We start from the raw sequence: 25,355 nt of genomic DNA on the forward strand, positions 1-25,355 counted from the left end.
TTCCTTCTCTAGAAGGCCTGGCCGAGGCCGACATAAATTCCGACCGCCGGATCGCCGGTGCCGCGATTGAGCGGCACCGCCACGTCGAGCCGGATCGGCCCGACCGGCGTCAGGTAGCGGATGCCGGCGCCGACGCCGACCTTGAGGTTGTCGAAGCTCGGCACCATCGAAGAATACGCGTTGCCCGCGTCGATGAAAGCCGCGACGCCGAACGTATCGTTGATGCGGTAGCGCAACTCGCCGGACAGAAGCAGCAAACTCTGCCCGCCGACGATGTTGCCGAGCCCATCGCGCGGGGCGACATTCTTGTACGCATAGCCGCGTATCGATCCGGCGCCGCCGGCATAAAGGCGGCGGTCGGCGGGCACGTTCATGATGTCGTCGGCGATGAGCGTCGCGAGCGCGACCCGCCCGGCGAGCACGAAACGGTCGCCCTCGCCGAAAGGACGATAGGCGGCGAAATCGGTGCTGAACGTCGCGAACGCCTTGCCCTTGAGGAAGTCGTAGGCCGGCGCCGCCATGGCCGTGGCGCGGAAACCGGAAGTCGGGTCGAGCCGGTTGTCGCGCGCATCCCAGTCGAGCTTGCCGGTCAGCGTCGCCAGCAGGTGATCCTCGGCGCCGGTCGTGCTCACCGTCTGCGAGCGCGACAATTCGAGCGCCGCCGAGCCCGAGAGAACGTCGGAGAAGATGTGCGTCAGCCCGACCTCGCCTTCCGCTGCGGTGACGCGATAGGCGTCGGTCGTCCTGCGATAGGTTTCCGCGCGCAGCGTAAAGTCGGTCATCGGGTCGAGCACGGCCGGCTTCTTGAAGTTGCCGGCGAGGCGGAAGTCGGGATCGGTCAGCGCGCTCTGGAACAGCCGCGAGATCGACGCCGTGAATTCGAGCTGCTCCGCGCCGCCGAAGAGATTGCGGTTGCGCCAGTAGACCTCGACGCCGGCGCCTTCGGTGTTGGAGTAGCTGACCGTGCCGCCGATGACGTGCTTCTTGCGCTCGGCGACGACGATGCTGATCGGGATCGTGCCGTCCGGATCGAGCGCCTCGCCGGGCGTGACGCGCACGCTTTCGAACGCGCCGAGATCGCGGAGGCGAGTCTCCGCGCGCCGCGTCACCGTCGACGAATAGGCGCCATCGCCAATGCCGGCGCGCCGCAGCACCAGGTCGGCGTTGACGTCCTGGGTACCGGTTACCGTGACGCGTCCGAAATTCGCCACCGGCCCCGGCTCGACATGCAGGCCGACATCCAGCGTATTGGTGCGATGGTCGGCGACCGTATCGCGCGTCCCGACGGCCACCAGCGGATGGCCGCTCTTGCGCCAGCCGTCGGCGATGGTCGCTTCCGCCTTGACGATGATGTCCGACTTCGCCGGCTTACCGGGCGTAAGCCCGAGCTTGTCGAGCGTGACGCCCTCGGGCAGCGCCGATGTCGTGACGGTGCCGAACACGAATTCCGGCCCGGCGGAAATCTCGACCGTGACCGGCACCGGCCGCGTCGCGATCGTGTCGAACGGCCCGACCTTGTCCAGCGGCCGCCCGTCGACCTGCACCGAGATCTCGGCGCCGTAGCGCGCGTTCTCGTAGAGCACGGCGGTGAGCGTCGCCACGTCCTGCCGCGCCCGCGCGATCAGCCCGGTCAGGCCCGATGCCGGCGTCTTCTGCCGTTCGACCAAAGCCGAGGCCCGCCGGAGCTGCTTCTCCAGCTTCGAGTCGGCGCCCGTGACGGTCAGCGTCACGGCATAGGCGACCGGATCGGGGATGACTTCGGCCGGCGCGTTCTTCTTGAACGGCCAGAAATCGCTGAGCGCCGCCGCCGATGGCTCCGCCGTCCCGGCGGCCACGGCCAGGACAAGCAGCGAGGCCAGCAGCGGGCGAGGGGATACGCGACAACGCAAAACAACAGCTTCCCATCGATCGGGGACCGCGGCGAGAAGCCCCCGATTAGAGCCGGTTAACCGCAACAATCGCTGAAGTCTGCCGCTTATTCATGAAGGCGGAGTGTAGCCATAAATATCTAGGCCGTTGTCACAAAATCGAACGCCCGCCGCGGAGGACCGCAACGGGCGTTTCGGGAAATCGAAAGCGTACGAAGCTGTACTAGGCGACGTCGTGCCGGGTGCCGTCCTCGCGGGCGTGCGGCAGCACGGCCTCGCCTTCCGACGGCAGGCTGGTGATCAGCGCCAGCAGCTTGCGCTTCAACTGCGGATCCTTGATCGCCCACAGCGCGCGCAGGATATCGACATCGACCTGGGACACATCGAACTTCGGGGCGGGAGCGGCGGTCAGCGCATCCATGTTGCCGCCGGCGCCGTCGAAGAAATACGAAATCTCGACGCCGAGCAGGGTCGCGAATTCGAAGAGGCGGCTGGCGCTGACGCGGTTGGTGCCCTTCTCGTATTTCTGCACCTGCTGGAAGGTGATGCCGGAGGCCTCACCGAGCTGGGTCTGGGAAAGTTTGCGCGAGGTCCGCGCCAGGCGAAGCTTGTGGCCGACGAAACGATCGACCGGATGGATATCAGTCTTTTCCACGAAATCTCTTCTCCACGAACATCGTCATATCAACCTACCGCGATCAATCTGGCCACGTACAGCACCTGGCGATCACAAGTGGTATGCGGCATATGCGACACGTAAGCCTGTGCGCCAATGGTTAAGTCACTGTTAACCTTTAGATCGCGCTCGCCGGCGCAGTACAATCAGGGCACTCGTGCCGTGTAGACCGCCGTCGCATCTCGCCCTAGGATAGGCGGGATAGGAAAATAGTCGTGCAGCAGAGTGCAACCCGCCAGGCACGGCTGCGCCTTTTGGGCAGCCCCGGCTTCATCGACGCCACCGGCGCCCCGGTGGCCTTGCCGGCGCGCGCCGGCATTCTCGTCCTCTACATCCTGACGACCGTCCGCGAGCTGACGGTGCCGCGCGCCCAGCTCGCCTCCTTCCTCTGGCCGGATGCCGCCAAGGCGAACGCGAACCTGCGCCAGCTCCTCACCCGGCTGAGCGCAACCCAGCGCGCCGCCGGCATCGACTTCGTCCGCTACGACCGCGTCAGCGTCACGCTCAACCTCGCCGGCGCCTCGGTCGACCTGCTCGATCTGCAGGGCGCGCTCGGCAAGCTCGACTGGTCCAACTGGCAGCCATGCATCGACGCCTATCGCAGCGAGTTGCTCGACGGCGTCGCGGTGGCCGAGAGCGACCTGTCCGGCTGGCTCGAGATCAACCGCCGATCGACGCGCGATGCGTTCCTGGCGGCGTTCGGCGAACTGCTGGAATCGCCCGGTGCCCGCGGCAACCCGCGCACGGTGCAGGAGATCGCCTCCCGCGTGCTGGAGATCGACCCGTGCTGCGAGCCGGCGTATCGCGCGATGATGCGCGCCTTCGCCGCGGCCGGTGCCGTCGATCTGGTCGCAGCGACCTTCGAGAGATGCCGCAGCACGATCGAGCGCGAGCTCGGCGCCGTGCCGCAACCCGCCACGCTCGCCACCTTCCACCGCCTGCAGGCCGAGGCCGGGCCGGTGCGGATCACCTCGCCCGCCGCCGCGGCGCGCAGTCAGGTGCCGCCGACCGGCGACCTGCTGTTGCGGGCCGAGCTGCCGCGCCTCGTCATCCTGCCGCCGCCGCCTGACGGCCGCGACGCCACGCTGGTCGACCTCGCCTCGCTGGTGCTCGACGACACCATCGTCGGCCTCTGCAACCTCCGCACCATCCGCGTCGTCGCCCCGCACACGTCGTGGGAATTGTCCGGCAAGTTCGACGAAGACACGGCGCACCGCTTCAACATCGGCTACGCGCTGGAGACGGCGTTCCGCCGCCGCGGCGAGATCGATCTTCTCGCCGTGCGCCTGTTCGATACGCGCACCCGCGACATCGCCTGGGCCGACACCTACGCGCTTGCCGCCGACAGCCTCGCCGCCTCGCATCGCGCGCTGTCGAGCGCCATCACCTCGTCGCTCGCCGACGCCATCGAATATGCCGAGGTCGCGCGCCACGAGCGCGAGGACCATCCGCAGGCTTATTACTGGTACCTGATGGGCCAGCGCGACCTGCGCTACATGGACCTGCCGGCGGTCCGCCGCGCGCTGCGCCACTTCCGCACCGCCGTCACCGCCGATCCGTCTTTCGCCCCGGCGTACAGCGGCAGCGCCCGCGCCACGCAGCGCCAGTGGCTGGTGCTCGGCCGCGGCGACACCGATCTGCTCGACGAGGCGGAGCAGATCGGCGCCCGCGCCGTCAGCCTCGATCATCGCGACGCGCGCGGCTATCGCGAGATCGCGCTCTGCAATCTCTATCGCCGCCGCTGGGACGACGCGGTCGCCAACTTCACCGAGGCCGAGCGCCTCGGGCCGCAATACGCCGACCTCATCTCCGACTTCGGCGATGCGCTCGGCCACGCCGGTGAGCCGGCCAAGGGTCTCCTGAAAGTGCAGCGGGCGATGGAGCTCAATCCGATCCCGCCCGACCAGTATTGGTGGAATGCCGCCGGCCTCCACTTCCAGCTCCGCAATTACGAGGAAGCGCTGGCCGCGATCCAGAACATGGGCGACCCGTTGCCGGCTTTGCGAATTGCCGCCGCGGCCTGGGCCTATCTCGGCAACCGCGCCGAGGCGCAGAAGTGCGCCGCGCGTTTCCTGCAGTCGTATCCCGACTTCCGCATCGCCCACTGGCTGTCGATCGTGCCGGACAAAAACCCCGACGATCAGCGCCACTACGAGGTCGGCCTGAAGATGGCCGGCTTCGAATAGAAGTTATCCACAGGCCGGCTCCGCGAGTCACGCCGGTATAACGCCGCCTCCAATCCACTTCGCCCTGTCGAAAGCTGAAACCGCCGTCCTGCGTGCGCGTTTGCGTATGCCTGTCGGCAAGGAGGACTCATGGCGAAATATTTCCTGATCGGTGAAGCCGGCGACGAGGGCATGTGGCTCGTCGACGTCGAGAGCAAGTCGGTCGAGCGCATTGACGATCGCGATGCCGCTGGCGACCTCGCCGGCGACACGACGGTCCGCGGCATCGACCTCGCGGTCGTGTCGGAGAGCCGCTCGGGCCCGTCCGCGCACAACCGCCTCCAGGTTGCTCACTGAGGCCCATAGCGGCCGTCTGAACGACAATCTCGTGCCGCGCCCCGAACGGGGCGCGGCACGCGTCCGTGCGCATATCGCGGAGCTGCAGGGCCGCAGCGGCGCCCACGCCGGCAACGACCGCGCGCTGTCGTCGCGCCAGGCCGCCGATGTCGCCCGCGCCTGCTTCCCGCAACTGGGCATCACGCGGCTTGCCCGCGTCACCGGTTTGGACCGCATCGGCGTCCCGGTGTGGACCGCGATCCGGCCGAACGCCGCCTCCCTTTCCGTCTCGCAGGGCAAGGGCATCGACGACGACGCGGCCATCGCCTCCGCCATCTTCGAGGCGGCCGAGATCGCCGTCGCCGAGCGGCCGCACCCGGCCGCCTTCAGCGCCTCCGCCGCGAGCCTCGCCGCCGCCGGCCGCGCCGTGCTCGACGCCGGCCGTTACCTCCGCAAGGGCGAGCGCGCGCCGGCGCCTGATGAATCCGCGCTATGGGTCGAGGGCCTCGACCTGATCTCCGGTGCGGCGGTCGTGATGCCGGAAGACGTCGTGCGCGTCGCCGATGTTCCGGGTTGCCGCTACTGGCAGACCAGCGACGGCCTCGGCACCGGCTCCAACATCCTCGAGGCATCCATCCACGGCCTCTGCGAAATCGTCGAGCGCGACGCGATGGCGCTGTGGTCCTTCCTCGGCGACGACGAAGTCGCCCGCCGCGAGGTCACGCCGGGCATGCTCGGCGACACCGTCGCCGACATGGCCGCCCGGATCGCCGCCGCCGGCTTCCGTCTTCGCCTGTTCGACGCGACGTCCGACATCCGCGTGCCGACGTACCTGGCGGTGCTGATCGACGACGAGCGCAAGCGCGCCGGCTTGAAATACGTCGATGTCGCGAGCGGCAGCGGCGCGCATCCTGTCGCCACCCGCGCTGCGCTCCGCGCCATCACCGAGGCGGTGCAGACGCGGCTCACCACGATCACCGGCTCGCGCGACGACGTCGACCCCGGCGAGTACGCCCGCGCCCTGCCGCCCGACCTGCGCCTCTACGCCGGCGACGGCGTGCCGCGCGAGGCGGTCGGCGCCGGCTACACCGGCGAGCGCGATCTCGTCGCCTATCATGACTGGCTGGTCGCGCGCGTGCGCGATGCCGGCGTCCGTTCGCTGGTGCTGGTCGAGCTCGAGGCGCCGGATTTTCCGTTCGTCATCGCGCGTGTCGTGGCGCCCGATCTCGAGCAGGACCCGCGCAGCGGCAACCGCAAGCCCGGCCGCCGTCTCGTCCGCGCCATGCTGAGGGCCGCATGAAAATCGTCTTCGCCGGACCAAGCTTGCCCGATGCCGCCGACCACGCTGCGATCGCGCAGGTCCGCGGCCCGGCAGCGCTCGGCGATGTTGCCAAGGCCGTGCTCGAAGGCGCCACCGTCATCGGCATCGTCGATGGATATTTCGAGAACATTGCCTCCGTCTGGCACAAGGAGATCCTGTACGCGCTGTCGCAGGGCGTCACCGTCATGGGCGGCGCCAGCATGGGCGCGCTCCGCGCCGCCGAGTGCGCGCCCTACGGCATGGTCGGCGTCGGCGCCGTCTTCCGGGCCTACGCCAGCGGCGCGCTCATCGACGACGACGCGGTCGGCCAGGTGCACGGGCCGGAGGAACTGGGCTACATCGCGCTGACCGAGCCTCTGGTGAACATCGCCGCGACGCTCGCCGGCCTCCGCGACCGCGCGCTGATCTCCGGTGCCGAGCACGACGCGCTGCTCGTGACTGCGACTGGCGCCTTCTTCAAGCAGCGCACCTGGCCCAAAATCGTGGCCGCGACCGCCATCGATTCGCCGCGGCGGGGGGAAATCGCGCGGCTGGTTAACGAAAATCGCCGCGACCTGAAACGCGAGGATGCGATTGCCGTGGTGGCGGCCGTGGAAGCCGCGCCGGACGCCAGAATCGGCCCGCCGGCGGCCTGGAAATTCACCGAAACCCAGATGTGGACGCGCCTGCTCGACGGGTGGCGGCGGGATATGGCGGCCGCCGCGGCGTGAGCCTTGTCACGTTCGCGTAACGCCCCCTCGGCTTGCGTCGCCGCCAACGGGAAATGGCTGGGAGTGCTTGGAAGTGAAGACTACCGAACGCGAAGCGCTGAAGCGGCTGATCGAATACGCGCGTCTGGAAGCGGAGACGCAGCACGAAAGCTTCGCCGCCTATCTCCTGGCGCTGGCCACCCGCGCCCTCGACAATCCGATGCACGCCGAAAGCGGCGCCGAGCAGAGCCTCGGCCGGATGCAGTAGCGGCGCTTACCGCGCCGCCTCCGCGTAGGCAACGCTGCGCTTCGGTAGCACCCAGTTCGGCCGGATGAAGTGGCACGTATAGCCGTTGGGGTAGTGCAGGAGATAATCCTGATGCTCCGGCTCGGCTTCCCAGAACGGCCCGGCCGGCGTCACCTCCGTCACCACCTTGCCCGGCCACAGGCCTGACGCTTCGACGTCGGCGATGGTGTCCTCGGCAGTCTGCCGCTGCGCCTCGCTCGTATAGAAGATTGCCGAGCGGTAGCTCGTCCCGACATCGTTGCCCTGCCGGTTGCGCGTGGTCGGATCGTGAATCTGGAAGAAGAATTCCAGCAGCCGGCGGAAGCTGATGACGTTCGGGTCGAAGACCACCTCGAGCGTCTCGGCGTGGGTGCCGTGGTTGCGGTAGGTCGCGTTGGGCACGTCGCCGCCCGAGTACCCGGTGCGGCTGGAGATGACGCCCGGCTGGCGGCGGATGAGGTCCTGGACGCCCCAGAAGCATCCGCCCGCGAGCAGGGCCCGTTCTGTCGTTGCCATGGTAACGCTCCTCTTTCTTTGCCGGCGCCGTCCGGCCAAGGCGTGCGGCGCCCGCCAGCCGCATCAAGGTATAGCGTGCGCAGAGAAATGAAACCCGGCACCGCTAAGTGATTGTAGAGTCTGGATTTTTCAGGTGGCAGCGGACTCGGCGCCGCGCCCGCGCTCGCCGAGGGGAGGTATTTACCTTTGGCTGTAGAGGTACAGAACTACCCGTTTCAGAAAACGCCCGTTAACGGCCGCACGGTAAATTGCGGCATGGAGCGAGCCCGCACCAAAGCCGCGAGCGCCAAGGTCGTTTCCCAGGATCGGGCCGACACCTGGCAGCGCAAGGCAGTGGAAAAGACCCTAGTCGGCATGGCCCTGATCGACCTCGAGGGCCGGTTGGTCCAGGCCAATGACGCCTTCCACGACATCGTCGGCTGTGCGCGCGGCGAGGGCCCGGGTCGGGATATCAAAAGCCTCATGGTCGGCGCCGACGCCGCGAGCGTTCTCCGGATCATCTACCTGGCTTCGGGCGAGAGCGACGACAATCGTGCCGAATGTCAGTTGATCCGCGGCGATGGCGTCACCGTCTGGGTCTCTGCGCGCGCATGCCTGCTCAAGGCGGATCGCCCCGGCGAACCCGCCCACATCAGCGTGCAGATCATCGACATCGACGGCCAGAAGCGCGCCGAAGCGGCGGTGGCCTATTCGGAGAGCCGCCTCGCCTATGCCCTGGAGTCGGCTGGACAGGGCGTATGGGACTACGATCTGCGTACCGACCAGATGTACTACTCGCGCATGTGGCGGTTCATGCGCGGCATTCCGCTTGATGAACCGATCGACCCGGGCATGGAGGTCTGGCTGACCCGGGTACATCCAGACGACGTGCCGCGGGTGCGCGCCGCCGCCCCCAAGCAGGCCTTTGGCGAGCATGAATACAACACGATCGAGTATCGCGAGCGCCATCGCGACGGCCACTATGTCTGGATACTGAGCCGCGGCCGGCCGGTGGAATGGGGCGCCAACGGCATCGCCGTTCGCACTATTGGCACCGACACCGACATCACGCGGCTGAAGCTCGCCGAGGAAGAGCTCGCGGCCGAGAAGGAACGCCTTCGCGTAACCCTCGAATCCATCGGTGACGGCGTCATCTCGACCGATGCCGCCGGCCGCGTGACGTTCATGAACACCATCGCGGCCATGATGACGGACTGGAACCCCGCGGACGCCGCCGGCCGCACGCTCGAGCAGGTCTTTTCCGTTTTCGAGGAAGAGTCAGGCCGCGCCGCGGCCAGCCCGGTCGCCAGATGCCTCGCGGAAGGCAAGCTGGTCTGCCTCGACTCCAATCTCGTCCTGATCGGCCGGGACAATGAGAGGCGCGACGTGCGTGCCACCGCGGCGCCGTTGCAGATGCCCGACGGCCGCATCATCGGCGCGGTGCTCGTGTTCCAGGATGTCACCACCAGTCGCAAGCTGCAGAAGGAACTCGCCCACTCGGCCACCCCACGACGTCCTGACCGAGCTGCACAATCGGCTCGCCTTTGAGCGGGCGCTCACCGTGGCAAGCCAGCGGGCCCGGCGCGAGCAGCGCAGTTATGCGCTTTGCCTCGTTGATCTCGATCGCTTCAAGGCCGTCAACGACAACGCGGGACATGCCGCCGGCGACGCGCTGCTGCGCCGGATCGCCGACGTCCTCCGGCGCTCGTGCCGCCGCCAGGATTTCGCCGCGCGCATTGGCGGCGACGAGTTCGCGCTCCTGCTGTCGGACTGCTCGGCCAGCGCTGCCGCCCACGTGATGCAGGAGGTTGTCGATGCGGTCGCGACATTGGGCTTCGAATGGGACGGAACCGGCTACTCGGTCGGCGCCAGCATCGGCATCACCACGATCGGCAGCGACTCCCCCGGCCTGCCCGAGATCATGTCCCAGGCAGATGCGGCCTGCTACACGTCCAAGGCCGCCGGCCGCGGCCGCGTGTCGGTCTACGACCCTGTAGCGAGCGCGACGTAGCCGCCGGCTCAAGCGCGGCGGCGATCTCAGATCGCCCGAACTTCGGCCAGCCGCTTGATCGAGTGTTCGTCGTCCCAGCAGACGGCGGCTTCCCAGGCCGCTGATGCCTGCGCGGCGATGTCGTGCGCGCTGCCCTCAAGGCCGGCGGCGTTGTAGGGCAGCACCAGGTCGAGGTCGGGGACGTCGACGTGCGACTCGTCCCAGTCGATCAGCGCAACCCGTCCCGCCGTCACGCGAATGTTGCGCGGGTTGGGGTCGCCGTGGACGACGCATGTCTGGCGCCCAACGAGCCGTGCCCACGCTGCCCGGCATCGGGCGACCGCCTCGGCCGGCATCCGGCTAAGGTCGATCCGCGTCCCGGTCTCGGCGTGCAGCAGGTCGGTCGACGATCGCCAGCCCGGGCGCTGCGGCCAGCCCTCCGTCAATCGATGCAGCGCGCGAAGCGTGTCGGCCACGCGCCGCCAGTCGGCCTCCGTCTCGGGCGGTCCACCCTCCACGTATGTCATCACCACCAGACCATCCACGAACAGCCGGCCGTCCGTCGTGGGTATCGGCACCGGCACGGTCAGGCCTTCGCGGTCGAGGTGTTGCAGCAGCCCCGTCTCCCACGCGAGATCGGCGTCGCTCCTGGAGCCGAGACGAGCGACCGCAGGCTGCCCGTGGATACGCACGCTCCACACATCGTTGGCGACGCCGCCGGAAAGCCGCTCGACGCGCGCCGCATCGTCACCCCACTGCCCGAGTGCATCCCATCCCGCTGGCGACATCCGATTGCCCCGGCGACCTAACGTGGCTGGCTGGCGGACGGGCAGTCAGCACAGAGCCCAGGAGACCGGGCGCAAGGCGCGTCGAAGCGCTCCCGCTCCATCACAACGCCAACCGGGGCGCATGCAGGGTGCTGGCACGCTGGTTGATCTTGAAGCCGAGATCAATGCTTCGCTCCTCCGGACGCCGCCCGCTTCCGCGAATGATTTCCAGCACAGCTTCTCCCGCGCGGCGCCCCATCTCGTAGCGCGGCGTGGCGACGGAAGTGAGCGTCGGCACCGTGCTGGCACAGAAATCGAGATCGTTCCATCCGACGATCGAGATATCGTCAGGCACGCGAATGCCACGGCGCTGGCATTCGAACAGGACACCGACCGCGATGTCGTCGTTGCAGCAGAACAGCGCCTCGATATCCGGCGCCTGTTCGAGCAGTTCGGCGAACAGTTGGCCGCCGAGTTCGATCGTCGAGGCCTCCGGCGTCGCCACTATCAGCGGCTCGAGCCCGGCGTCGCGCATGACGCTGGCATAGCCGTCCATGCGGCGGCGCGTGCGAATGTCGAGACGCGCGGCGATGTGGCCGACGCGGCGATGGCCCATGCCGAGCAGCAGACGCGTGGCGTCGCCGGCCGCCTCCACTTGGCGGAAGCCGATGTTCACATCGATCGGGTTGTCGGTGAGTTCCATCGTCTGCACGACGGGGACGCGCGCGCGCTCGAGCTGACGGCGCGAGGCGTCGGTCTGGTCGATGCCGGCCAGTATGATCGCCTCGGGATGGTGGCCGAGCAGCGTCGCGATTCCCTTCTCTTCCTCCTCTTCCCCGTAGCGCGAGTTGATGAGCAGCAACTGCAGGCCCGCCGGCAGGAACACGTCGTGCAGCGCGCGGAGGTAGGCGGGGAAAACGCCGTTGGTGAGCGACGGCACCAGGATGCCGACCGTGCCGGTACGTGCCGAAGCGAGCGCGCGGGCGAGCTGGTTGGGGATGTAGCCGATTTCGTTGATCGCGACCTCGATCCGGCGGCGCAGATCGCGCGAGACGGTCTCCGGCTGGCGCAGCGCCCGCGACACCGTCTTCGGGCTCACGCCCGCCAGCGCCGCGACGTCGCTCAGCGTCTCGCGGCGCGGCTTTTCGTCCTCCTCAGGGCCCCTCATCGATTCTTCCGTGTGCGGTTGTAACAGCGCATTCGCCCTGTTTAGGCGGTTAGCCCGGTCAGTCAACCACATCGGCGCAAAACAACGATGACAGCGCTGATGACAGCGCTGTTGACAGCGCTGTCAGGACATGTAGTGATGCACTTGGGGTCGCGACGAGACGAGGGCAGTGGGGCGATGAGCCCGAACAAGCTTCGCCGATCGCGATTGCCACGGGACCGCAGTCCTTGAACGCGTCGTCGGTCAAGCGATGTGCCAACCAATTCGGGGGGACTCAAAACCAAGGCAGGATTCCGACCGGGACATTCCGGGTCGCGTTACGAGGTGCGCCGATCGCTCGGCGCGTCGTCCGCTGCCCCGATTTCCCACAGGCGCAATTCTTGCTGCTCGCTGCTTGGTGCAGCGGTCAGATCAACCGGGAATGAAGGAGGGGTATTTGTCTATTTCGAGAAATCTGGCGGTCGCTCTGGCGGTGACTTGTTCGCTCGCCACGGCGCCAGCGTTCGCCGAAGACCCAAAGTTCTTCAACGAAGCGCAGCCAATGTTCGACAACTGCGGTGACCCGTCGCTGGCGACGGCACAGAAGGACGGCATTACGGTCGGGTATTCCGTCGGCCCGCCCGGCGTCATCCTTGACGAGGCGACCAAGCAGGCGAGCGGCATCGACGTCGAGATCAACAATGCCGTGCTGGCGTGGCTCGGCATCACGAACGTCAAGAACGAGTTCCTGCCGTTCGAGGCGCTCATCCCGTCCCTCTTGTCCAAGCGCGTCGGCGTGATCGGTGCCGACCTGCACCACAACCCCAAGCGCGACCTGATCATCAGCTTCTCCGGTCCCGCATTCTGGTACGGCCCGGCGCTGATCGTCGCCAAGGGCAACCCGCTCGGCATCAAGAGCTACGATGACCTGAAGGGCAAGCGCGTCGGCGTCGTCACCAGCGCCGCGGCCGATCAGTACCTGCAGAGCGTCGGCATCACGACGACGTCGTTCAAGGATCAGTTCGGCGAATTCACCAGCCTGAACGACGGCCGCCTCGATGCCGTGGTCGAGGACGACATCGGCTTCAATCAGTTCGCCCAACAGAAGCCGGACAACAACCTCGAGGTCCTCCCCGCTGGGGTGCCGATGGCGCTCATCAACGGCGGCGGCTACGGCATGGCGCGCTTCGCCATCCGCAAGGAAGACTGCAGCCTGCGCGTCGCCTACACGACGGCGCTCGCCGAAATGCGCGCCAACGGCCAGGTACTTTCCATTCTCAAGAAGTACGGCCTGTCCGAGCGCAACATGAACTTGCCGACGCAGTAATCCGCTTTCTCCCGAAGCGGGCCGGGACGTCGTCGCCGATGGCGTCCCGGTTCTTCTGCTAGTCTCGAACCGTGAAAACGGTTGTCTGGCCGGGTTCGCCTGGCCGTGTTTCGGCGGGTCTTGTGCATGGAACTGCTCAATATCGATATTGCCCTCGAAGCCCTCGGGCCGCTGCTCGCCGGCCTTCTCGTTACCATCGAGCTCACCCTCATCATCATCGTTCTCAGTCTGGTGCTGGCGATGGTGGTCGCGCTCGCCGGCATGTCGCGCTTCGCGCCGCTGCGCTGGCTGATCAAGGCCTACATCGAGCTGGTGCGGAACACGCCGGCGTTGCTCCAGATCGTCTACATCTATTTCGTGCTGCCCGAAGTCGGCATCCGGCTCGACGCGTGGACCGCGATCATCATCGCCTTCACGCTCAACTATTCGGCCTATCTCTCCGAGGTCTATCGCGGCGGCATCCAGGCCGTCGGCAAGGGCCAGTACGACTCGGCCGCCGCGCTCGGCATGGGCCGCGCCCTTGCCATGCGACGCATCATCCTGCCGCAGGCCATCCGCGTCGTGATCCCGACGCTCGGCAACTATCTCATCTCGCTGTTCAAGGACACCGCGCTCGCCTCCGCCGTCGGCATCCAGGAGCTGCTCTACACCTCGCAGATCATCTCGGCGCGCAACTACCAGTACCTCACGCTCTACACGATGACCGGCATCCTCTACTTCATCGTCTGCTTCCCGGCGGCGCGCTTCGTCGACTACCTCGAGCGGGTGACGCGGCGCGGCTACCGGAGGAAGCGGTCGTGAGCGCGACACCGATGATCGAGCTGAACCGCCTGCAGAAGCACTATGGCGACCTGCATGTCCTTGACGGCATCGACCTGACGGTCGCGCGTGGCGAGGTGGTCTGCATCATCGGGCCGTCGGGCAGCGGTAAGTCCACGCTGCTCCGCTGCATCAACAACCTCGAGGAAATCGAGAGCGGCCGCATCGTCATCGAAGGCAAGGTCGCCTACCGCGACGAGATCGCCGGCGGCGGCTTCCGCGCCCACAACAATCGCACCGTCTCGGCCGTGCGGGCGCAGGTCGGCATGGTGTTCCAGCACTTCAATCTGTTCCCGCACCTGACCGTCATCGGCAACATCATGGAAGCGCCGGTCCACGTGCTCCGCCGTTCCAAGGAAGAGGCGCGCCGCCGCGGCATGGAGCTGCTCGAGCAGGTCGGCCTGGCGGAAAAGGCCGACGCCTTCCCGGAGGAACTGTCCGGTGGCCAGCAGCAGCGCGCCGCGATCGCCCGCGCCCTCGCCATGGATCCGAAGGCGATGCTTTTCGACGAAGCGACCAGCGCGCTCGATCCCGAACTCATCGCCGAGGTGCTGAACGTGATGGGCGATCTCGCCCGCGGCGGGATGACCATGGTCATCGTCACCCACGAGATGAACTTCGCCCGCCAGGTGGCGTCGCGCGTCGTCTTCATGGATCGCGGCCGCATCGTCGAGATCGGCACGCCGGAGCAGATCTTCGGCGCGCCGCGCGAGCCGCGCACGCGCGAATTTCTGCGTTCGGTACTGACGCACTTCGACGCCGCGCCGAAAGCGGCTCCGCCGACCGATACCTTCGATGAGATCGAGCGGACGCTGCCCAAGCCGTCCGGCGCCGATATCGCCGGTCTGCGGCGCTAAGCGGAGGCTGCAATGTTGAGAGACGAGAGCACGAGACGATGAACGCAGCGCAGCCCAACCTCGCCGGCCTCTCCCTTCGCATCACCGCGATCAACGCGGTGCCGTTGTCCGGCCGCACCGTCAGCGAGAACTGGACGTCGCATCACGCGCTGATCGCCGTGCACACCGACGGCGGCATTGTCGGCCACGGCAGCGCCTACACCGACGGCGGTCTCGTTCAGGCGGCCGTGAAGGTCCTCGAACCGCTGTTCATCAGCGAGAACGCGCTGGAGCCGCAGCGCGTGTCCGAGAAGCTGCATCAGAACACGTTCTGGATGGGCCGCGGCGGCTCGATCACCCACGCCATCAGCGGCATCGACATTGCCCTGTGGGACATTCTCGGCAAGGCGACCGGAATGCCGGTCGGGCGCCTGCTCGGCGGCATGTACCGCAAGCGCGCGCAGCCCTACTGCTCGCTGTCGATGGAGGAGCCGGCGAAGATGCGCGACCTCGTCGCGCGCTTCCACGCCGACGGGTTCCGCGCCTTCAAGATCGGCTGGGGGCCGTTCGGGCGCCGCGGCGATCCGGCCATGGACGAAGCGATAGTGCGCGCGGCGCGCGAGGCCGCCGGCGGCGACAGCCGCCTGTTCGTCGATGCCGGCGCCAGCGAGGCGTTCTGGCCGAACGGATTGAGCTGGGCAAAACGCACGGCGCAAATGCTCGGCGACTATCAGGTCGGCTGGTTCGAGGAGCCGTTGCGCCCGGACGCCATCGACGACTATCGCGAGCTGCGCCGTGCGAGCCCGGTGCCGATCTCCGGCGGCGAAGTGCTGACGCGCCGGCAGACTTTCGTCCCGTGGCTGACGCAGGGCGCGCTCGACATCGTCCAGCCCGACGTGACCAAAGTCGGCGGCATCAGCGAGCAGCGCCGGATCGGCTGGCTTGCCGAGGAATTCGGCGTCAAGCTTGTCGGCCACGGCTGGAACACGGCCCTCGGCGTCGCCGCCGACCTGCAGATGGCGGCGGCATTGCCGAATACCGACCTCGTCGAGTTCATCGGCGGCAGCACCTACGTCGACGACATCCTCGAGACGCCGTTCGCGCTCGACGCCGACGGATGGCTGGCAATTCCCGAACGCCCGGGCCTGGGCGTCGTGCTCGATCGTGCGCGGCTGGCCCGCTACACGCCCGATCCCTCGCCCCTGTTCGCCTGACGATGACCAGCAACAAGCCGGAGTGCGGCGCAAAATGATCGTGACACAGGACATCCAGCGGCCCCCCAAGGCGCTGGTCGAAGGGCTCGCCAAGATCGGCAGCGCGACCGCGGCCGGCGAACTATACAAGCTCGGCATCCGCGATCCCCATATTCGCGGGCCGGTCGCCTGGAAGCCCGGGCTGGCGATTGCCGGGCCGGCGCTGACGCTGCAGTTCATGCCGAAGCGCGAAGACCTCTACGGCACGGACGAGTTCGACGACCCGGAGAAGCAGCTTCACCGGCACGCGCTCTATCATGCCCAGCCCGGCGACATTGTCGTCGTCGATGCGCGCGGCGACATGGGCAGCGGCGTTTTCGGCGAGATGATGCTGACGTACTTCGCCGGCAAGGGCGGCGTCGGCGTTGTCGTCGACGGCTGTATCCGCGACTATCCGAAGGCCAAGGATCTGAACCTCGGCTACTGGATTCGCGGCGTCACGCCGAACTTCCACACGCAGACCAATCTCATTCCCTTCAGCGTCAACACGCCGATTGCCTGCAACAACGTGCTGGTGATGCCGGGCGACATCGTCATCGCCGACGACGACGGCGCGGTGGTCGTGCCGATCAAGCTGGCGCCGTCGATCCTTGCGACGTCGAGCATGCACGCCGAGTGGGAGGAATTCGCGCGGCTGCGCCTCTCGCAAGGCGGCGACCTCCGGAAATACTACCCGCTCACTCCCGAAGCCGAGCCTGAATACCGCGCGTGGCGCGCGAAGACAGACCCCAAGAAGTGAACGGCCGAAGCGGCGGAGAAGCCGGCGTGGCCGGAATTGGCAGGCGGATCATGAAAGCGAACACCAGGGCCAGGAACGATGGTGCCAGCGAGGTCCACTACCTCGGACTGGTCGAGGTCGCCCGCAAGATACGCGCCGGCGCGCTCACGTCGGCCGAGGTCACCGCCGCGATTCTCGATCGCATCGCGAAGCTGGATGGCGCGCTCGGCAGCTACACCGCGGTCCTGGCGGAGCGCGCGATGGCGCGGGCGCGGCAGGCGGACGACGAGATCGGGCGCGGGCTGCGGCGCGGTCCGCTCCACGGCGTCCCGGTCGCCGTAAAGGACCTCTGCTTCACGGCCTTTGCCCCGACGGCGGCGGGCATGCACATCCACCGCGATTTCGTTCCCGATTACGACGCCACCGTCGTCAAGCGGCTGGAGGCGGCCGGCGCGATTATCGTCGGCAAGCTGACCATGACCGAGGGCGCGTTCTCCTGGCACCACCCGGAAATGCGGAAAGCCATCAATCCGTGGAGCGCGGAAGTATGGCCCGGCGTATCCTCCACGGGTTCGGGCGTGGCTACCGCCGCCGGTCTGTGTTTCGGTTCGCTGGGATCGGACACCGGCGGCTCGATCCGGTTTCCTTCCACCGCCTGCGGGCTGACCGGCCTCAAGCCGACGTGGGGCCGGGTGAGCCGCCACGGCATCTTTCCGCTGGCCAACTCGCTCGATCACATCGGGCCGATGGCGCGTTCGGCCGAGGATGCGGCGGCGCTTCTTTCCGTCGTCGCCGGCGCCGATGCCGACGACCCGACCGCGCTGGTCGCGCCGGTGCCGAATTACCTGGCGCGGCTCGACGATGGCATTCGCGGTGTCCGCATCGGCCTTGCGCACGACTTCGCGTTCACCGGCCTCGATGCCGACGTGAGCGCCGTCCTCGACCGTGCGGTCGAGACGTTCGTCGACCTCGGGGCGCGCATCGCGCCCGTCGAGGTCCCCTGGACGCGCGACGTCGCCGACATCTGGAACAGCATCTGCGTCACCGAGGCGCGGATTTCGCACGAGCAGACCTATCCCAGCCGCGCCTCGGAATATGGCCGGGAGTTCGCCGCGATTCTGGAAAGCTTCGCCGACGTCGATGCCCTCAGCCTCGGCAAGGCGATGCAGCGACGCCTGGCCTTCAATGGCCGCATCGCGGACATCTTCGAGACGGTCGACCTGCTGATCGTTCCGGCGATCCCGACACGGTCGCCGACCAATGCCGAGTGGACCGCGATGACCGAGGGTCCGCTCGAGGACATCGCCGGCTTCATCCGTTTCACCTCGACGTTCAACATCACCGGCAGCCCGACCGTCACGCTCCCCGGCGGCTTCGACAAGCGCGGCGTACCGGTCGGCTTCCAGCTCGTCGGCCGCCACCTTGCCGAGGACCTGCTGCTGCGCGCCGGTCACGCCTACCAGCAGGTCACCGACTGGCACACGCGCCATCCCAAACTCGAAGGCGCGAAAGACAAGCGGCCGGTAGTCGCGGCATGAACCTCCTGCTGAAACCTTCGGGGAAATCCGGCCTCGTCCAGCACGTCACACCGGCGAGCGCCGGATGGACCTACGTCGGCTTCGACGTGCATCTTCTTGCGCCCGGGCAAACGGTGAAAGCAACGACCGGCGACCGCGAGGTCTGCCTGGTGTTCGTCGCCGGGAGAGGCAGGGTAAAGGCAGGCGGTCGCGATTTCGGCCTGGTCGGCGAACGCATGTCGCCGTTCGCCGGGCGACCCCATTCGGTCTATGTCGGCGGTGGCAGCGAATGGGAGCTGACCGCGAGCACGGCCTGCGAAATCGCCGTGTGCTCGGCGCCCGGCAGCAAGGGCTCGCTGCCGGCGCGCGTCATCGGCCCCGGCGATGTCGGGGTGCTGACGCGCGGCAAAGGCACCAACACGCGCTTTGCAACCAACATCCTTCCGGAGGACCAGCCGGCCGAATCCCTGCTCGTGGTCGAGTGCATCACGCCCGGCGGTCATACCTCGTCCTACCCGCCGCACAAGCACGACACCAGCGATCCGCCGCGCGAGAGCCAGTTGGAGGAGACCTACTACCACCGCTTCAATCCGCAGCAGGGCTTCGCCTTCCAGCGCGTTTACACGGATGACCGCAGTCTCGATGAGGTGATGCTGATCGAGGACGGCGACGTCAGTCTCGTGCCGAAGGGATATCACCCCGTCGCCACCGTTCACGGCTACGATCTCTACTACCTGAACGTCATGGCCGGCCCGGTGCGGACCTGGAAGATCCACAACGCCGTCGAGCACGAGTGGATACTGCGTTAAGGCAGGGGCAACTTGGCCGGACCATTCGACGCAAGCTGTTGCGGGCATCGACGCAGCCCGATGCTATCGCGAAGCCTTGCTGATTTTCTGACCCTGCATTCCTGCAACGGATCAGGCAGCGCCCATGAGCCGCGCGGCATCGGTCGCCGGTGGCGCGCCGAACATGCGTTTGTATTCGCGGCTGAACTGGGACTGGCTGTCGTAGCCGACGGCGACGCCGACAGTGCCGGTCGTCGCGTGATCGCCGAGCAGCATCCGCCGCGCTTCTTGCAGCCGAACCTGAGTCCGGTACTGGAAAGGCGTCATCAGCGTCACCGCTTTGAAGTGCCGGTGAAATGACGTGACGCTCATGCCGGCGAGCTCGGCCAATCCATCGATGCTCATCGGTTCGTTGTAGTGCGCCTTGATCCAGCTCGTCGCCTTGCCGACGCGCCAAAGGTGCGACCCGCTCATGACGAACTGCACCAGCGGATCTGCAAGACCGCTCTTGAGCAGGCGGTAGTGGATTTCCCGTACGATCAGCGGCCGCAGAAACTCGATCTCGTCCGGGCGATCGAGGATGTTCAGCAGCCGCGCGAACGGCTCGAGGAGTTCGTCGCTCACCCGCGCGGCGGCCAGTCCGGCCGGTGGCATCGCCGGCATCGGGCGCAGCGGAAGCTTCTGCATGATTTCCGCCAGCACTCCGCGGTCGAGGTCGAGAGTCAGCGACAGGTACGATCGACCGTCGCCGGAGACGAAGACGCGCGAGGCAACCGGAATATCGACGGTCACGAGCAGGAAGGTGGCAGCGTCGGCATGGAACGGCGCGTCGCCTAGGCTCACGGTCTTGCTGCCGCGCAGAATGATGCAGATGCGGGGATTATAGAGCACATGCATTACGTGGACGCTCTTGCGTATGTTGTAGAGCGTCAGCCCCGGAATGCTCGTCGGCGATCGCGCCTCCTTCGCATGCCGATCGGCCACTTCGCACATCTGTTCCAGAAGCTCGTGCATGGCGCCACTCCTTCGCCCCGGTGTGCCATCCCCCGCCGGCCAGAGGCAACACGTTCTTACCAAACTTGATAGTATCGTGCAAAGGATTGGCGCCATCCTTTCTAGCTGGCAAGCCATCGCCGATGGCAACGTCGGGCACGTTGATCGGCGGCCGGCCGGCTCAACTCGACAATCGAGACTGCAACATCGGTGTCGAGAAACGCGCCTCCGGCTGTGGCGATCGCAAGAAGAAGGGTCCGCACATGTCGAAGAAAGTTTGGTTCATCACAGGCTGCTCGACGGGCTTCGGCCGCGAGCTGGCCACCAAGGTCCTCGAACAGGGGGACAAAGTTGTTCTCACCGCCCGCAATCCGGCTCAGGTTCAGGACCTGGCCCAGCAGCACAAGGATAACGCCTTCGTCGTCACGCTCGACGTCACCGACGAGGCAATGCTGAAGAAGGCCGTCGCCGACGCCGAAGCGCACTTCGGACGCATCGATGTGCTCGTGAACAACGCGGGGTATGGATACTTTTCCGCCATCGAGGAAGGCGAGAGCGCGGAGGTCCGCCGGCAGTTCGAGACCAACGTGTTCGGTCTCTTTGCACTGACCCGCTACGTCCTGCCGGGCATGCGCGCCCGGCGCAGCGGCCACATCGTCAATGTGTCTTCTCTCGGCGGCCTCATGGCCTTCCCGGCGACCGGCTACTATCACGCCAGCAAATTCGCGGTTGAAGGCTTCTCGGAATCGCTGGCGATGGAAGTCGCTCCGCTCGGCGTCAAGGTGACGATCGTCGAGCCGGGCCGTTTCCGCACCGATTGGGCGGGCCGCTCGATGGTCGAATCGAGGACGGTGATCGACGACTATGCGGCAACGGCCGGAGCGCGTCGTGCAGCCGCTCGCTCAAATTCCGGCTCGCAGCCGGGCGACCCCGCACGGGCCGCCGCCGCGATCATCAACGCGGTTGACGCCGCGGAGCCGCCCCTGAGGCTGCTCCTCGGATCCGATGCCTATCAGGCCGCACAGCTTCGGCTCGTGGCGCTTCGGCAGAACTTCGATGCATGGCAGGAGTTGAGCCTGAGCACCGATTTCCCGAAGCCCTGATCGGCATATTGACTGATCAAGCGGGCGATGGCGCCTTAGGCGGTGGAAATCTGGCGGAGAGTTAGGTGGCGCACCCGGCGAGATGAAACTGGGCACCGCTATGTGATTGTTGCACCAATAGATTTCCAGGATCATCGGGCCTGGCGGTCAGCCCGTCGAGAAGCTCCGTAGCAGAAGACCTCGCGCGCCTCGGCATCTACGTGAAGGGAGACGCGGATATTTGGCCGGGCTTCGAAGCGTGGATGAAGCGCTGGGGCAAACGGCCCAACCCGCCGGTCATCGTCGTACTTCGCGTGGCGGGACCGGGGATGTCGCCCGACGTTCTGGTCGAGATCGAGGCGACGGCCGTACTGGTTGCAAAACGAAACTTAGTGGCTTATGGTCTGTATGGTTTAGTTATGCAACCAGATGAGGCGATCCATGACCGCAGGCGATTCCTCTTCCCAGCCATTGCATTGGGAGCTGTTCATCCGCAGCCGCGAGAGCGCCACACAGGGCGTTCCTGCCGGCAAGGAGCAACTGGCTTGGGTCGCCAATACCGCGACGCTGTTCTGGGGTGACCGCGACGCCCTTCTGGTCGACACGTTCCTGAGCGACAAGCAGACTGCGGAGCTTGCCGACTGGATCGAATCCAAGGGAAAGACGCTGCGCACCGTCTACCTCACCCATGCGCACCCCGATCATTTCTTCGGCCTGACGCAGATTCTGGCGCGCTTCCCCCACGCCCGGGCCATCGCCCGTCCGAACGTGGTGAAGGCGATGCAGATGATGACGTCTCCCGAGTTCATCGCCACCTACCTGGAGCCGCGCTGGCCGGGACAGATACCCGCGCGGCTGACGGTGGCGAGCCCTCTGAAAGGCGACGTATTCGATCTTGAAGGGCGGGAGTTCCGCGTCGTCGATACCGGACACACCGACACCAACGACACCACCTCCGTCTATGTGCCATCCCTCCACATGGTGGTCGCCGGCGACGCGATCTACAACGAGACTCATCCGTTTCTTGCCGAATCCAACCACGACGGCAGGATCGCCTGGCTGGCGGCGATCGACCGGATCGCCGCGCTGAAGCCGAAGGTCGTCGTCGTCGGCCACGGGCCCCTCGACCCCGACAATGATCCCCGCCACATTGCGGCGACGCACCGCTATATCGAGGACTTCGATCGCCTTGACGGCGAGACAGCGACCGCGCTCGAACTCTACCAGCGGATGCTGGCTCTCTATCCCAACCGGCTGAATCCGGGATCGCTGTGGGGCGGGGCCCACGCCGCCAAGCAGCCACCTCAGCAGCGCGCCGCGAAATAGCGGCGTCGGCCCGATCGACGGATACGGCGAGCCTCGGGGCCTGGTCCGCACCTGCTACCGGCCTAACGGCCCACCCGCGGCTGCGCAGCATCTCTGGCGATCAGATTGACGTCGCGCGGAGAGAGCGACCGGCCTGTCGCGGTCTTCAGCGAAATCCTCGCGAGAGGCTCGTTAGTACGTCGGTCGACAAGCGTCTGGGTGACCTCGCCTTTGGCGAAGCAATTCTGCTCGCCCCACTGCCAGAGCGCGGCGAGCACGACCCCGAGCCGCTCACCTTTCTCCGTCAGGACATAAGATTTGAAGGTCGATTCCTCGCTGTCCGGAACCGTATGGAGGATGCCCTCCGCAACGAGCTTCTTGAGGCGGGATGACAGGATGTTCTTCGCCAAGCCGAGACCTTTCTGAAACTCTCCGAAGCGCTCCTTCCCGCCGAATGCGTCGCGGATAATCAGCAGCGACCATCGGTCGCCGACGACGCCGAGCGCGCGCGCGATACCGCAATTGGCGCCTCGGCGTCCGGTCTTGCTTTTCATACGCTTCTCCCGCGTGCCGCTCGAAGTTGCAAAATTAAACCACATCGTCCGACGACGCAACGCCGGGCCTGAAATGCGGCCCGACGCGAAGGTCACCGAAGAAAAGACTGCAGCCTTCGTCGCGACGATGCGCAGCAAAGTCCTTCAGGGGATACGGCCTTCCGCCGCGCCTATCTGCGCGCCGTCATCGACAACGTAGAAGTGGACGACACGGAAATCCGTATGCACGGAAGGCGGACGGTTCTGGAACGGCTGGTTATGGGTGGCGGGGGCACTCCGGCCGGAGTGCCCAGCTTTGTTCCGGCGGAACGATTGGCGCACCCGACAGGAGTCGAACCTGTGACCTCTGCCTTCGGAGGGCAGCGCTCTATCCAGCTGAGCTACGGGTGCCTGGGCTTCTGATACCGTAACCGCCGCCCTCCGACAATCCGGCCCTGTGACGCCGGATACCAAGATTTCAGCCCAAGCTTGACCGGCGATGGGCGCCCGAACGATGGTGGCGCACGGGCGATTCCGTCGTGCCGTTCGAGCTGGAACAGATTTGATGATCAGGCGTGCAGGAAGGGCGGTACTGGCCGGGACGGCCGCCGCCATGCTGGCGCTTTCGGCGGGGACGCCGGCTTTTGCCGCCGAGGGCGCCCTGCCGCCACTCGTCCACGACATGGGCATTGGCATTTTCCTGTCCGGCCTGCTCGCCATCGTATTTTCGCGCATCAAGTTCCCGGCCATCGCCGGCTACATCCTGGCCGGCATCATCGCCGGCCCCCTGGCGCTGAAGCTGGTCACCGACAGCGCCAACATCGACACCATCGCCGAGTTGGGCTTCGTCCTCCTGCTCTTCGTCATCGGCCTGGAGATGGACGTCGGCAAGATCATCTCGAGCGGCCGCACGATCATCCTCACCGGTCTCGTGCAGTATCCGCTGATCATCCTGTTCGGCTTCATCGTCGCACAGGGCCTCGCGCTGCTCGGCCTCGGCGGGTTGCTCGGGCCTCTCGGTCCGCTCTACGTCGGCCTCGTCATCGGCGGCTCGTCGACCCTGCTCGTCGTCAAGCTGTTCCAGGAGGCGTTCGAACTCGACACCGTTCCCGGCCGTGTCGCGCTCGGCCTGCTCGTCATCGAAGACGTCTGGGCGATCGTCATCATTGTCATCCAGCCGAGCCTCGAGCATCCCGAGTTCCTGTCGATTCTCGAATCGTTCGTCGGCATCGCCATCCTCGCCGGGCTGACGTTCCTGTGCGCGCGTACGCTGTTCCCCGTCGCCTTCCGCTGGATCGCGAAGGTGCCTGAGATCATCCTCGTGGGCGCGCTCGCCTGGTGCTTCGCCATCGTCTTCCTCGGCGCCAGCTTCGACTGGCTGCTCGAGATTTCGGCCGGCCTGCATACGCATCTCGCCGTCGGCTCCGGCATGGGCGCGCTGATCGCCGGCGCCACTATCGCCAGCCTGCCGTATTCGATCGAGATCAGCACCAAGGTCAGCGTGGTGAAGGATTTTTTCGTCACGCTGTTCTTCGTCGGTCTCGGCCTGTCGATCCCGCAGCCTTCCGGCGTCGGCGTGCTGATCCTCGCTGTCGGCATCGCCATCGCCGCCATTGCCGCCCGCCAGCTCATCGTCTTCCCGCTGCTCTACTTCAACGGCCTCGACCAGCGGAACGCCGAGGTCACCTCCGTGCGCATGGCCCAGATTTCCGAATTCAGCCTGGTCATCGCCTTCCTCGGCTCCGATCTCGGCCACCTGTCGCGCGACCTGTCGAGCGCCATCGTCTTTGCCTTCGTGCTGACCGCGCTGGCGACGACGCCGCTCTATCGCAACGCCTACCGCATCCACGCGGCCCTCGCGCCGACGCTCCGCCGCCTCGGTTTCAAGGATCCGCCCGCTGCCGACAAGGTCGACGACAAGGAGTGGCGCCTGGCGCTGCTGGGCTTCCACCGCGTCGCTTCCTCGCTGCTCCACGACATCGCCCGCGACGACCCGGAGCTGGTCAAGGAGACGCTGGTCGTCGACTTCGCGGTGACGCTGCACGACCGCATCCGCGCCGTCGGCGCTCACGTCGAATACGGCGATCTGTCCAACCCCGACACGCTGCACCACGCCGGCATCGACCGCGCCCGCGTCGTCGTCTCGACGGTGCCGGACGACCTGATCCGCGGCACCAGCAACAAGCGCATCGTCGGCGCGGTGCGCAAGCTGAACCCGGGCGCCATCATCATCGCCAACGCGGTGACCATCGCCGAGAGCGACGAGATCTACGCCGCCGGCGCCGACTACGTCTTCCTGTCGCGCATCGATACGGCGCGCGCGCTGGGCGAGGCGATCGGCATGGCGCTGAACGGCTCGCTCAAGGACTACCGCGCCAGGATCGAGCAGGAAGTCGGAGACATCCGCGCGCGGCGTGAAGTGCTGCCGTAAAAGCAGCGATGCG

General features: G+C 66.7%; 24 protein-coding genes and 1 tRNA gene. 17 read left to right on the plus strand and 8 right to left on the minus strand.

What is annotated here, in order from left to right; all coding sequences use genetic code 11:
• Nucleotides 1-8: 8 nt before the first annotated feature.
• Together WDM94_02825 and WDM94_02830 are read right to left on the minus strand one after the other, a co-directional pair.
• Nucleotides 9-1,835, minus strand: a complete 1,827-nt coding sequence (locus WDM94_02825; protein ID MEJ0011558.1) for an autotransporter assembly complex family protein — start codon at nucleotides 1,833-1,835, stop codon at nucleotides 9-11.
• 256 nt (nucleotides 1,836-2,091) lie between these two features.
• The gene (locus tag WDM94_02830; protein ID MEJ0011559.1) at nucleotides 2,092-2,523 is read right to left on the minus strand and encodes a helix-turn-helix domain-containing protein; all 432 of its coding nucleotides are present in this window, start codon (nucleotides 2,521-2,523) and stop codon (nucleotides 2,092-2,094) included.
• Between the two features lie 236 nt (nucleotides 2,524-2,759).
• Between WDM94_02830 and WDM94_02835 the strand changes: the two genes are divergently transcribed.
• The 5 genes from WDM94_02835 to WDM94_02855 all read left to right on the plus strand — a co-directional run bounded on the left by WDM94_02835 (nucleotide 2,760) and on the right by WDM94_02855 (nucleotide 7,323).
• Complete coding sequence (locus WDM94_02835) at nucleotides 2,760-4,730, plus strand: BTAD domain-containing putative transcriptional regulator (GenBank protein MEJ0011560.1); 1,971 nt, start codon at nucleotides 2,760-2,762, stop codon at nucleotides 4,728-4,730.
• Nucleotides 4,731-4,859: 129 nt separating this feature from the next.
• Nucleotides 4,860-5,066, plus strand: coding sequence for a hypothetical protein (locus WDM94_02840; GenBank protein MEJ0011561.1), 207 nt, complete (start codon nucleotides 4,860-4,862; stop codon nucleotides 5,064-5,066).
• A 31-nt stretch (nucleotides 5,067-5,097) separates the two neighbouring features.
• Nucleotides 5,098-6,345 carry a YcaO-like family protein gene (locus WDM94_02845; protein MEJ0011562.1) on the plus strand — a complete coding sequence of 416 codons (1,248 nt, stop codon included), beginning with the start codon at nucleotides 5,098-5,100 and terminating at the stop codon, nucleotides 6,343-6,345.
• Entirely contained in the window at nucleotides 6,342-7,076 is a 735-nt protein-coding gene (locus WDM94_02850) for a TfuA-like protein (protein ID MEJ0011563.1), read from the plus strand. The genes WDM94_02845 and WDM94_02850 overlap by 4 nt, the downstream gene beginning before the upstream one ends.
• Before the next feature lie 73 nt (nucleotides 7,077-7,149).
• Nucleotides 7,150-7,323 (plus strand): hypothetical protein, encoded by a 174-nt coding sequence (locus WDM94_02855; GenBank protein MEJ0011564.1) that lies wholly within the window; start codon nucleotides 7,150-7,152, stop codon nucleotides 7,321-7,323.
• A gap of 6 nt (nucleotides 7,324-7,329) precedes the next feature.
• Here the strand turns inward: WDM94_02855 and msrA are convergent, their stop codons facing one another.
• Nucleotides 7,330-7,857: a peptide-methionine (S)-S-oxide reductase MsrA gene (gene msrA / locus WDM94_02860; GenBank protein MEJ0011565.1), complete on the minus strand. Its 528-nt coding sequence runs from the start codon at nucleotides 7,855-7,857 to the stop codon at nucleotides 7,330-7,332.
• A gap of 186 nt (nucleotides 7,858-8,043) precedes the next feature.
• Between msrA and WDM94_02865 the strand changes: the two genes are divergently transcribed.
• Together WDM94_02865 and WDM94_02870 are read left to right on the plus strand one after the other, a co-directional pair.
• A complete protein-coding gene (locus tag WDM94_02865; protein ID MEJ0011566.1) occupies nucleotides 8,044-9,384 on the plus strand; it encodes a PAS domain S-box protein in 1,341 nt (446 codons plus the stop codon).
• Between the two features lie 13 nt (nucleotides 9,385-9,397).
• Nucleotides 9,398-9,847 (plus strand): diguanylate cyclase, encoded by a 450-nt coding sequence (locus WDM94_02870; protein MEJ0011567.1) that lies wholly within the window; start codon nucleotides 9,398-9,400, stop codon nucleotides 9,845-9,847.
• 26 nt (nucleotides 9,848-9,873) lie between these two features.
• Here the strand turns inward: WDM94_02870 and WDM94_02875 are convergent, their stop codons facing one another.
• Together WDM94_02875 and WDM94_02880 are read right to left on the minus strand one after the other, a co-directional pair.
• Nucleotides 9,874-10,614, minus strand: coding sequence for a phosphotransferase (locus WDM94_02875; protein ID MEJ0011568.1), 741 nt, complete (start codon nucleotides 10,612-10,614; stop codon nucleotides 9,874-9,876).
• A gap of 100 nt (nucleotides 10,615-10,714) precedes the next feature.
• A complete protein-coding gene (locus tag WDM94_02880; GenBank protein ID MEJ0011569.1) occupies nucleotides 10,715-11,761 on the minus strand; it encodes a LacI family DNA-binding transcriptional regulator in 1,047 nt (348 codons plus the stop codon).
• Nucleotides 11,762-12,302: 541 nt separating this feature from the next.
• On the opposite strand from WDM94_02880, the gene WDM94_02885 reads away from it, so the two are divergent.
• From WDM94_02885 to iolB, 7 genes are all read left to right on the plus strand, one after another.
• Nucleotides 12,303-13,067, plus strand: coding sequence for a transporter substrate-binding domain-containing protein (locus tag WDM94_02885; protein ID MEJ0011570.1), 765 nt, complete (start codon nucleotides 12,303-12,305; stop codon nucleotides 13,065-13,067).
• A gap of 126 nt (nucleotides 13,068-13,193) precedes the next feature.
• A complete protein-coding gene (locus WDM94_02890) occupies nucleotides 13,194-13,868 on the plus strand; it encodes an amino acid ABC transporter permease (GenBank protein MEJ0011571.1) in 675 nt (224 codons plus the stop codon).
• Between the two features lie 11 nt (nucleotides 13,869-13,879).
• Entirely contained in the window at nucleotides 13,880-14,743 is an 864-nt protein-coding gene (locus WDM94_02895) for an amino acid ABC transporter ATP-binding protein (GenBank protein MEJ0011572.1), read from the plus strand.
• A gap of 38 nt (nucleotides 14,744-14,781) precedes the next feature.
• The gene (locus WDM94_02900; protein MEJ0011573.1) at nucleotides 14,782-15,936 is read left to right on the plus strand and encodes a mandelate racemase/muconate lactonizing enzyme family protein; all 1,155 of its coding nucleotides are present in this window, start codon (nucleotides 14,782-14,784) and stop codon (nucleotides 15,934-15,936) included.
• A 34-nt stretch (nucleotides 15,937-15,970) separates the two neighbouring features.
• On the plus strand, nucleotides 15,971-16,714 hold the full coding sequence (locus WDM94_02905) for a ribonuclease activity regulator RraA (protein MEJ0011574.1): 744 nt from the start codon (nucleotides 15,971-15,973) through the stop codon (nucleotides 16,712-16,714).
• Between the two features lie 50 nt (nucleotides 16,715-16,764).
• A complete protein-coding gene (locus WDM94_02910; GenBank protein MEJ0011575.1) occupies nucleotides 16,765-18,231 on the plus strand; it encodes an amidase in 1,467 nt (488 codons plus the stop codon).
• Entirely contained in the window at nucleotides 18,228-19,019 is a 792-nt protein-coding gene (gene iolB / locus WDM94_02915) for a 5-deoxy-glucuronate isomerase (protein ID MEJ0011576.1), read from the plus strand. The genes WDM94_02910 and iolB overlap by 4 nt, the downstream gene beginning before the upstream one ends.
• Nucleotides 19,020-19,130: 111 nt before the next feature.
• On the opposite strand, the gene WDM94_02920 is transcribed toward iolB, so the two are convergent.
• Complete coding sequence (locus WDM94_02920) at nucleotides 19,131-20,012, minus strand: AraC family transcriptional regulator (protein ID MEJ0011577.1); 882 nt, start codon at nucleotides 20,010-20,012, stop codon at nucleotides 19,131-19,133.
• Between the two features lie 242 nt (nucleotides 20,013-20,254).
• Here WDM94_02920 and WDM94_02925 point away from each other — a divergent pair, with 242 nt between their 5' ends.
• Together WDM94_02925 and WDM94_02930 are read left to right on the plus strand one after the other, a co-directional pair.
• Complete coding sequence (locus WDM94_02925) at nucleotides 20,255-21,094, plus strand: oxidoreductase (GenBank protein MEJ0011578.1); 840 nt, start codon at nucleotides 20,255-20,257, stop codon at nucleotides 21,092-21,094.
• Nucleotides 21,095-21,514: 420 nt separating this feature from the next.
• A complete protein-coding gene (locus WDM94_02930) occupies nucleotides 21,515-22,399 on the plus strand; it encodes an MBL fold metallo-hydrolase (protein MEJ0011579.1) in 885 nt (294 codons plus the stop codon).
• Between the two features lie 62 nt (nucleotides 22,400-22,461).
• On the opposite strand, the gene WDM94_02935 is transcribed toward WDM94_02930, so the two are convergent.
• A complete protein-coding gene (locus tag WDM94_02935; GenBank protein ID MEJ0011580.1) occupies nucleotides 22,462-23,070 on the minus strand; it encodes a helix-turn-helix domain-containing protein in 609 nt (202 codons plus the stop codon).
• 175 nt (nucleotides 23,071-23,245) lie between these two features.
• Nucleotides 23,246-23,322: transfer RNA gene (locus WDM94_02940), tRNA-Arg, on the minus strand.
• Between the two features lie 154 nt (nucleotides 23,323-23,476).
• Here WDM94_02940 and WDM94_02945 point away from each other — a divergent pair.
• Nucleotides 23,477-25,342: a cation:proton antiporter gene (locus WDM94_02945; GenBank protein ID MEJ0011581.1), complete on the plus strand. Its 1,866-nt coding sequence runs from the start codon at nucleotides 23,477-23,479 to the stop codon at nucleotides 25,340-25,342.
• The last annotated feature ends 13 nt before the right edge of the window (nucleotides 25,343-25,355 follow it).

The organism is Bauldia sp. (genome assembly GCA_037200845.1).
Classification (GTDB): domain Bacteria; phylum Pseudomonadota; class Alphaproteobacteria; order Rhizobiales; family Kaistiaceae; genus DASZQY01.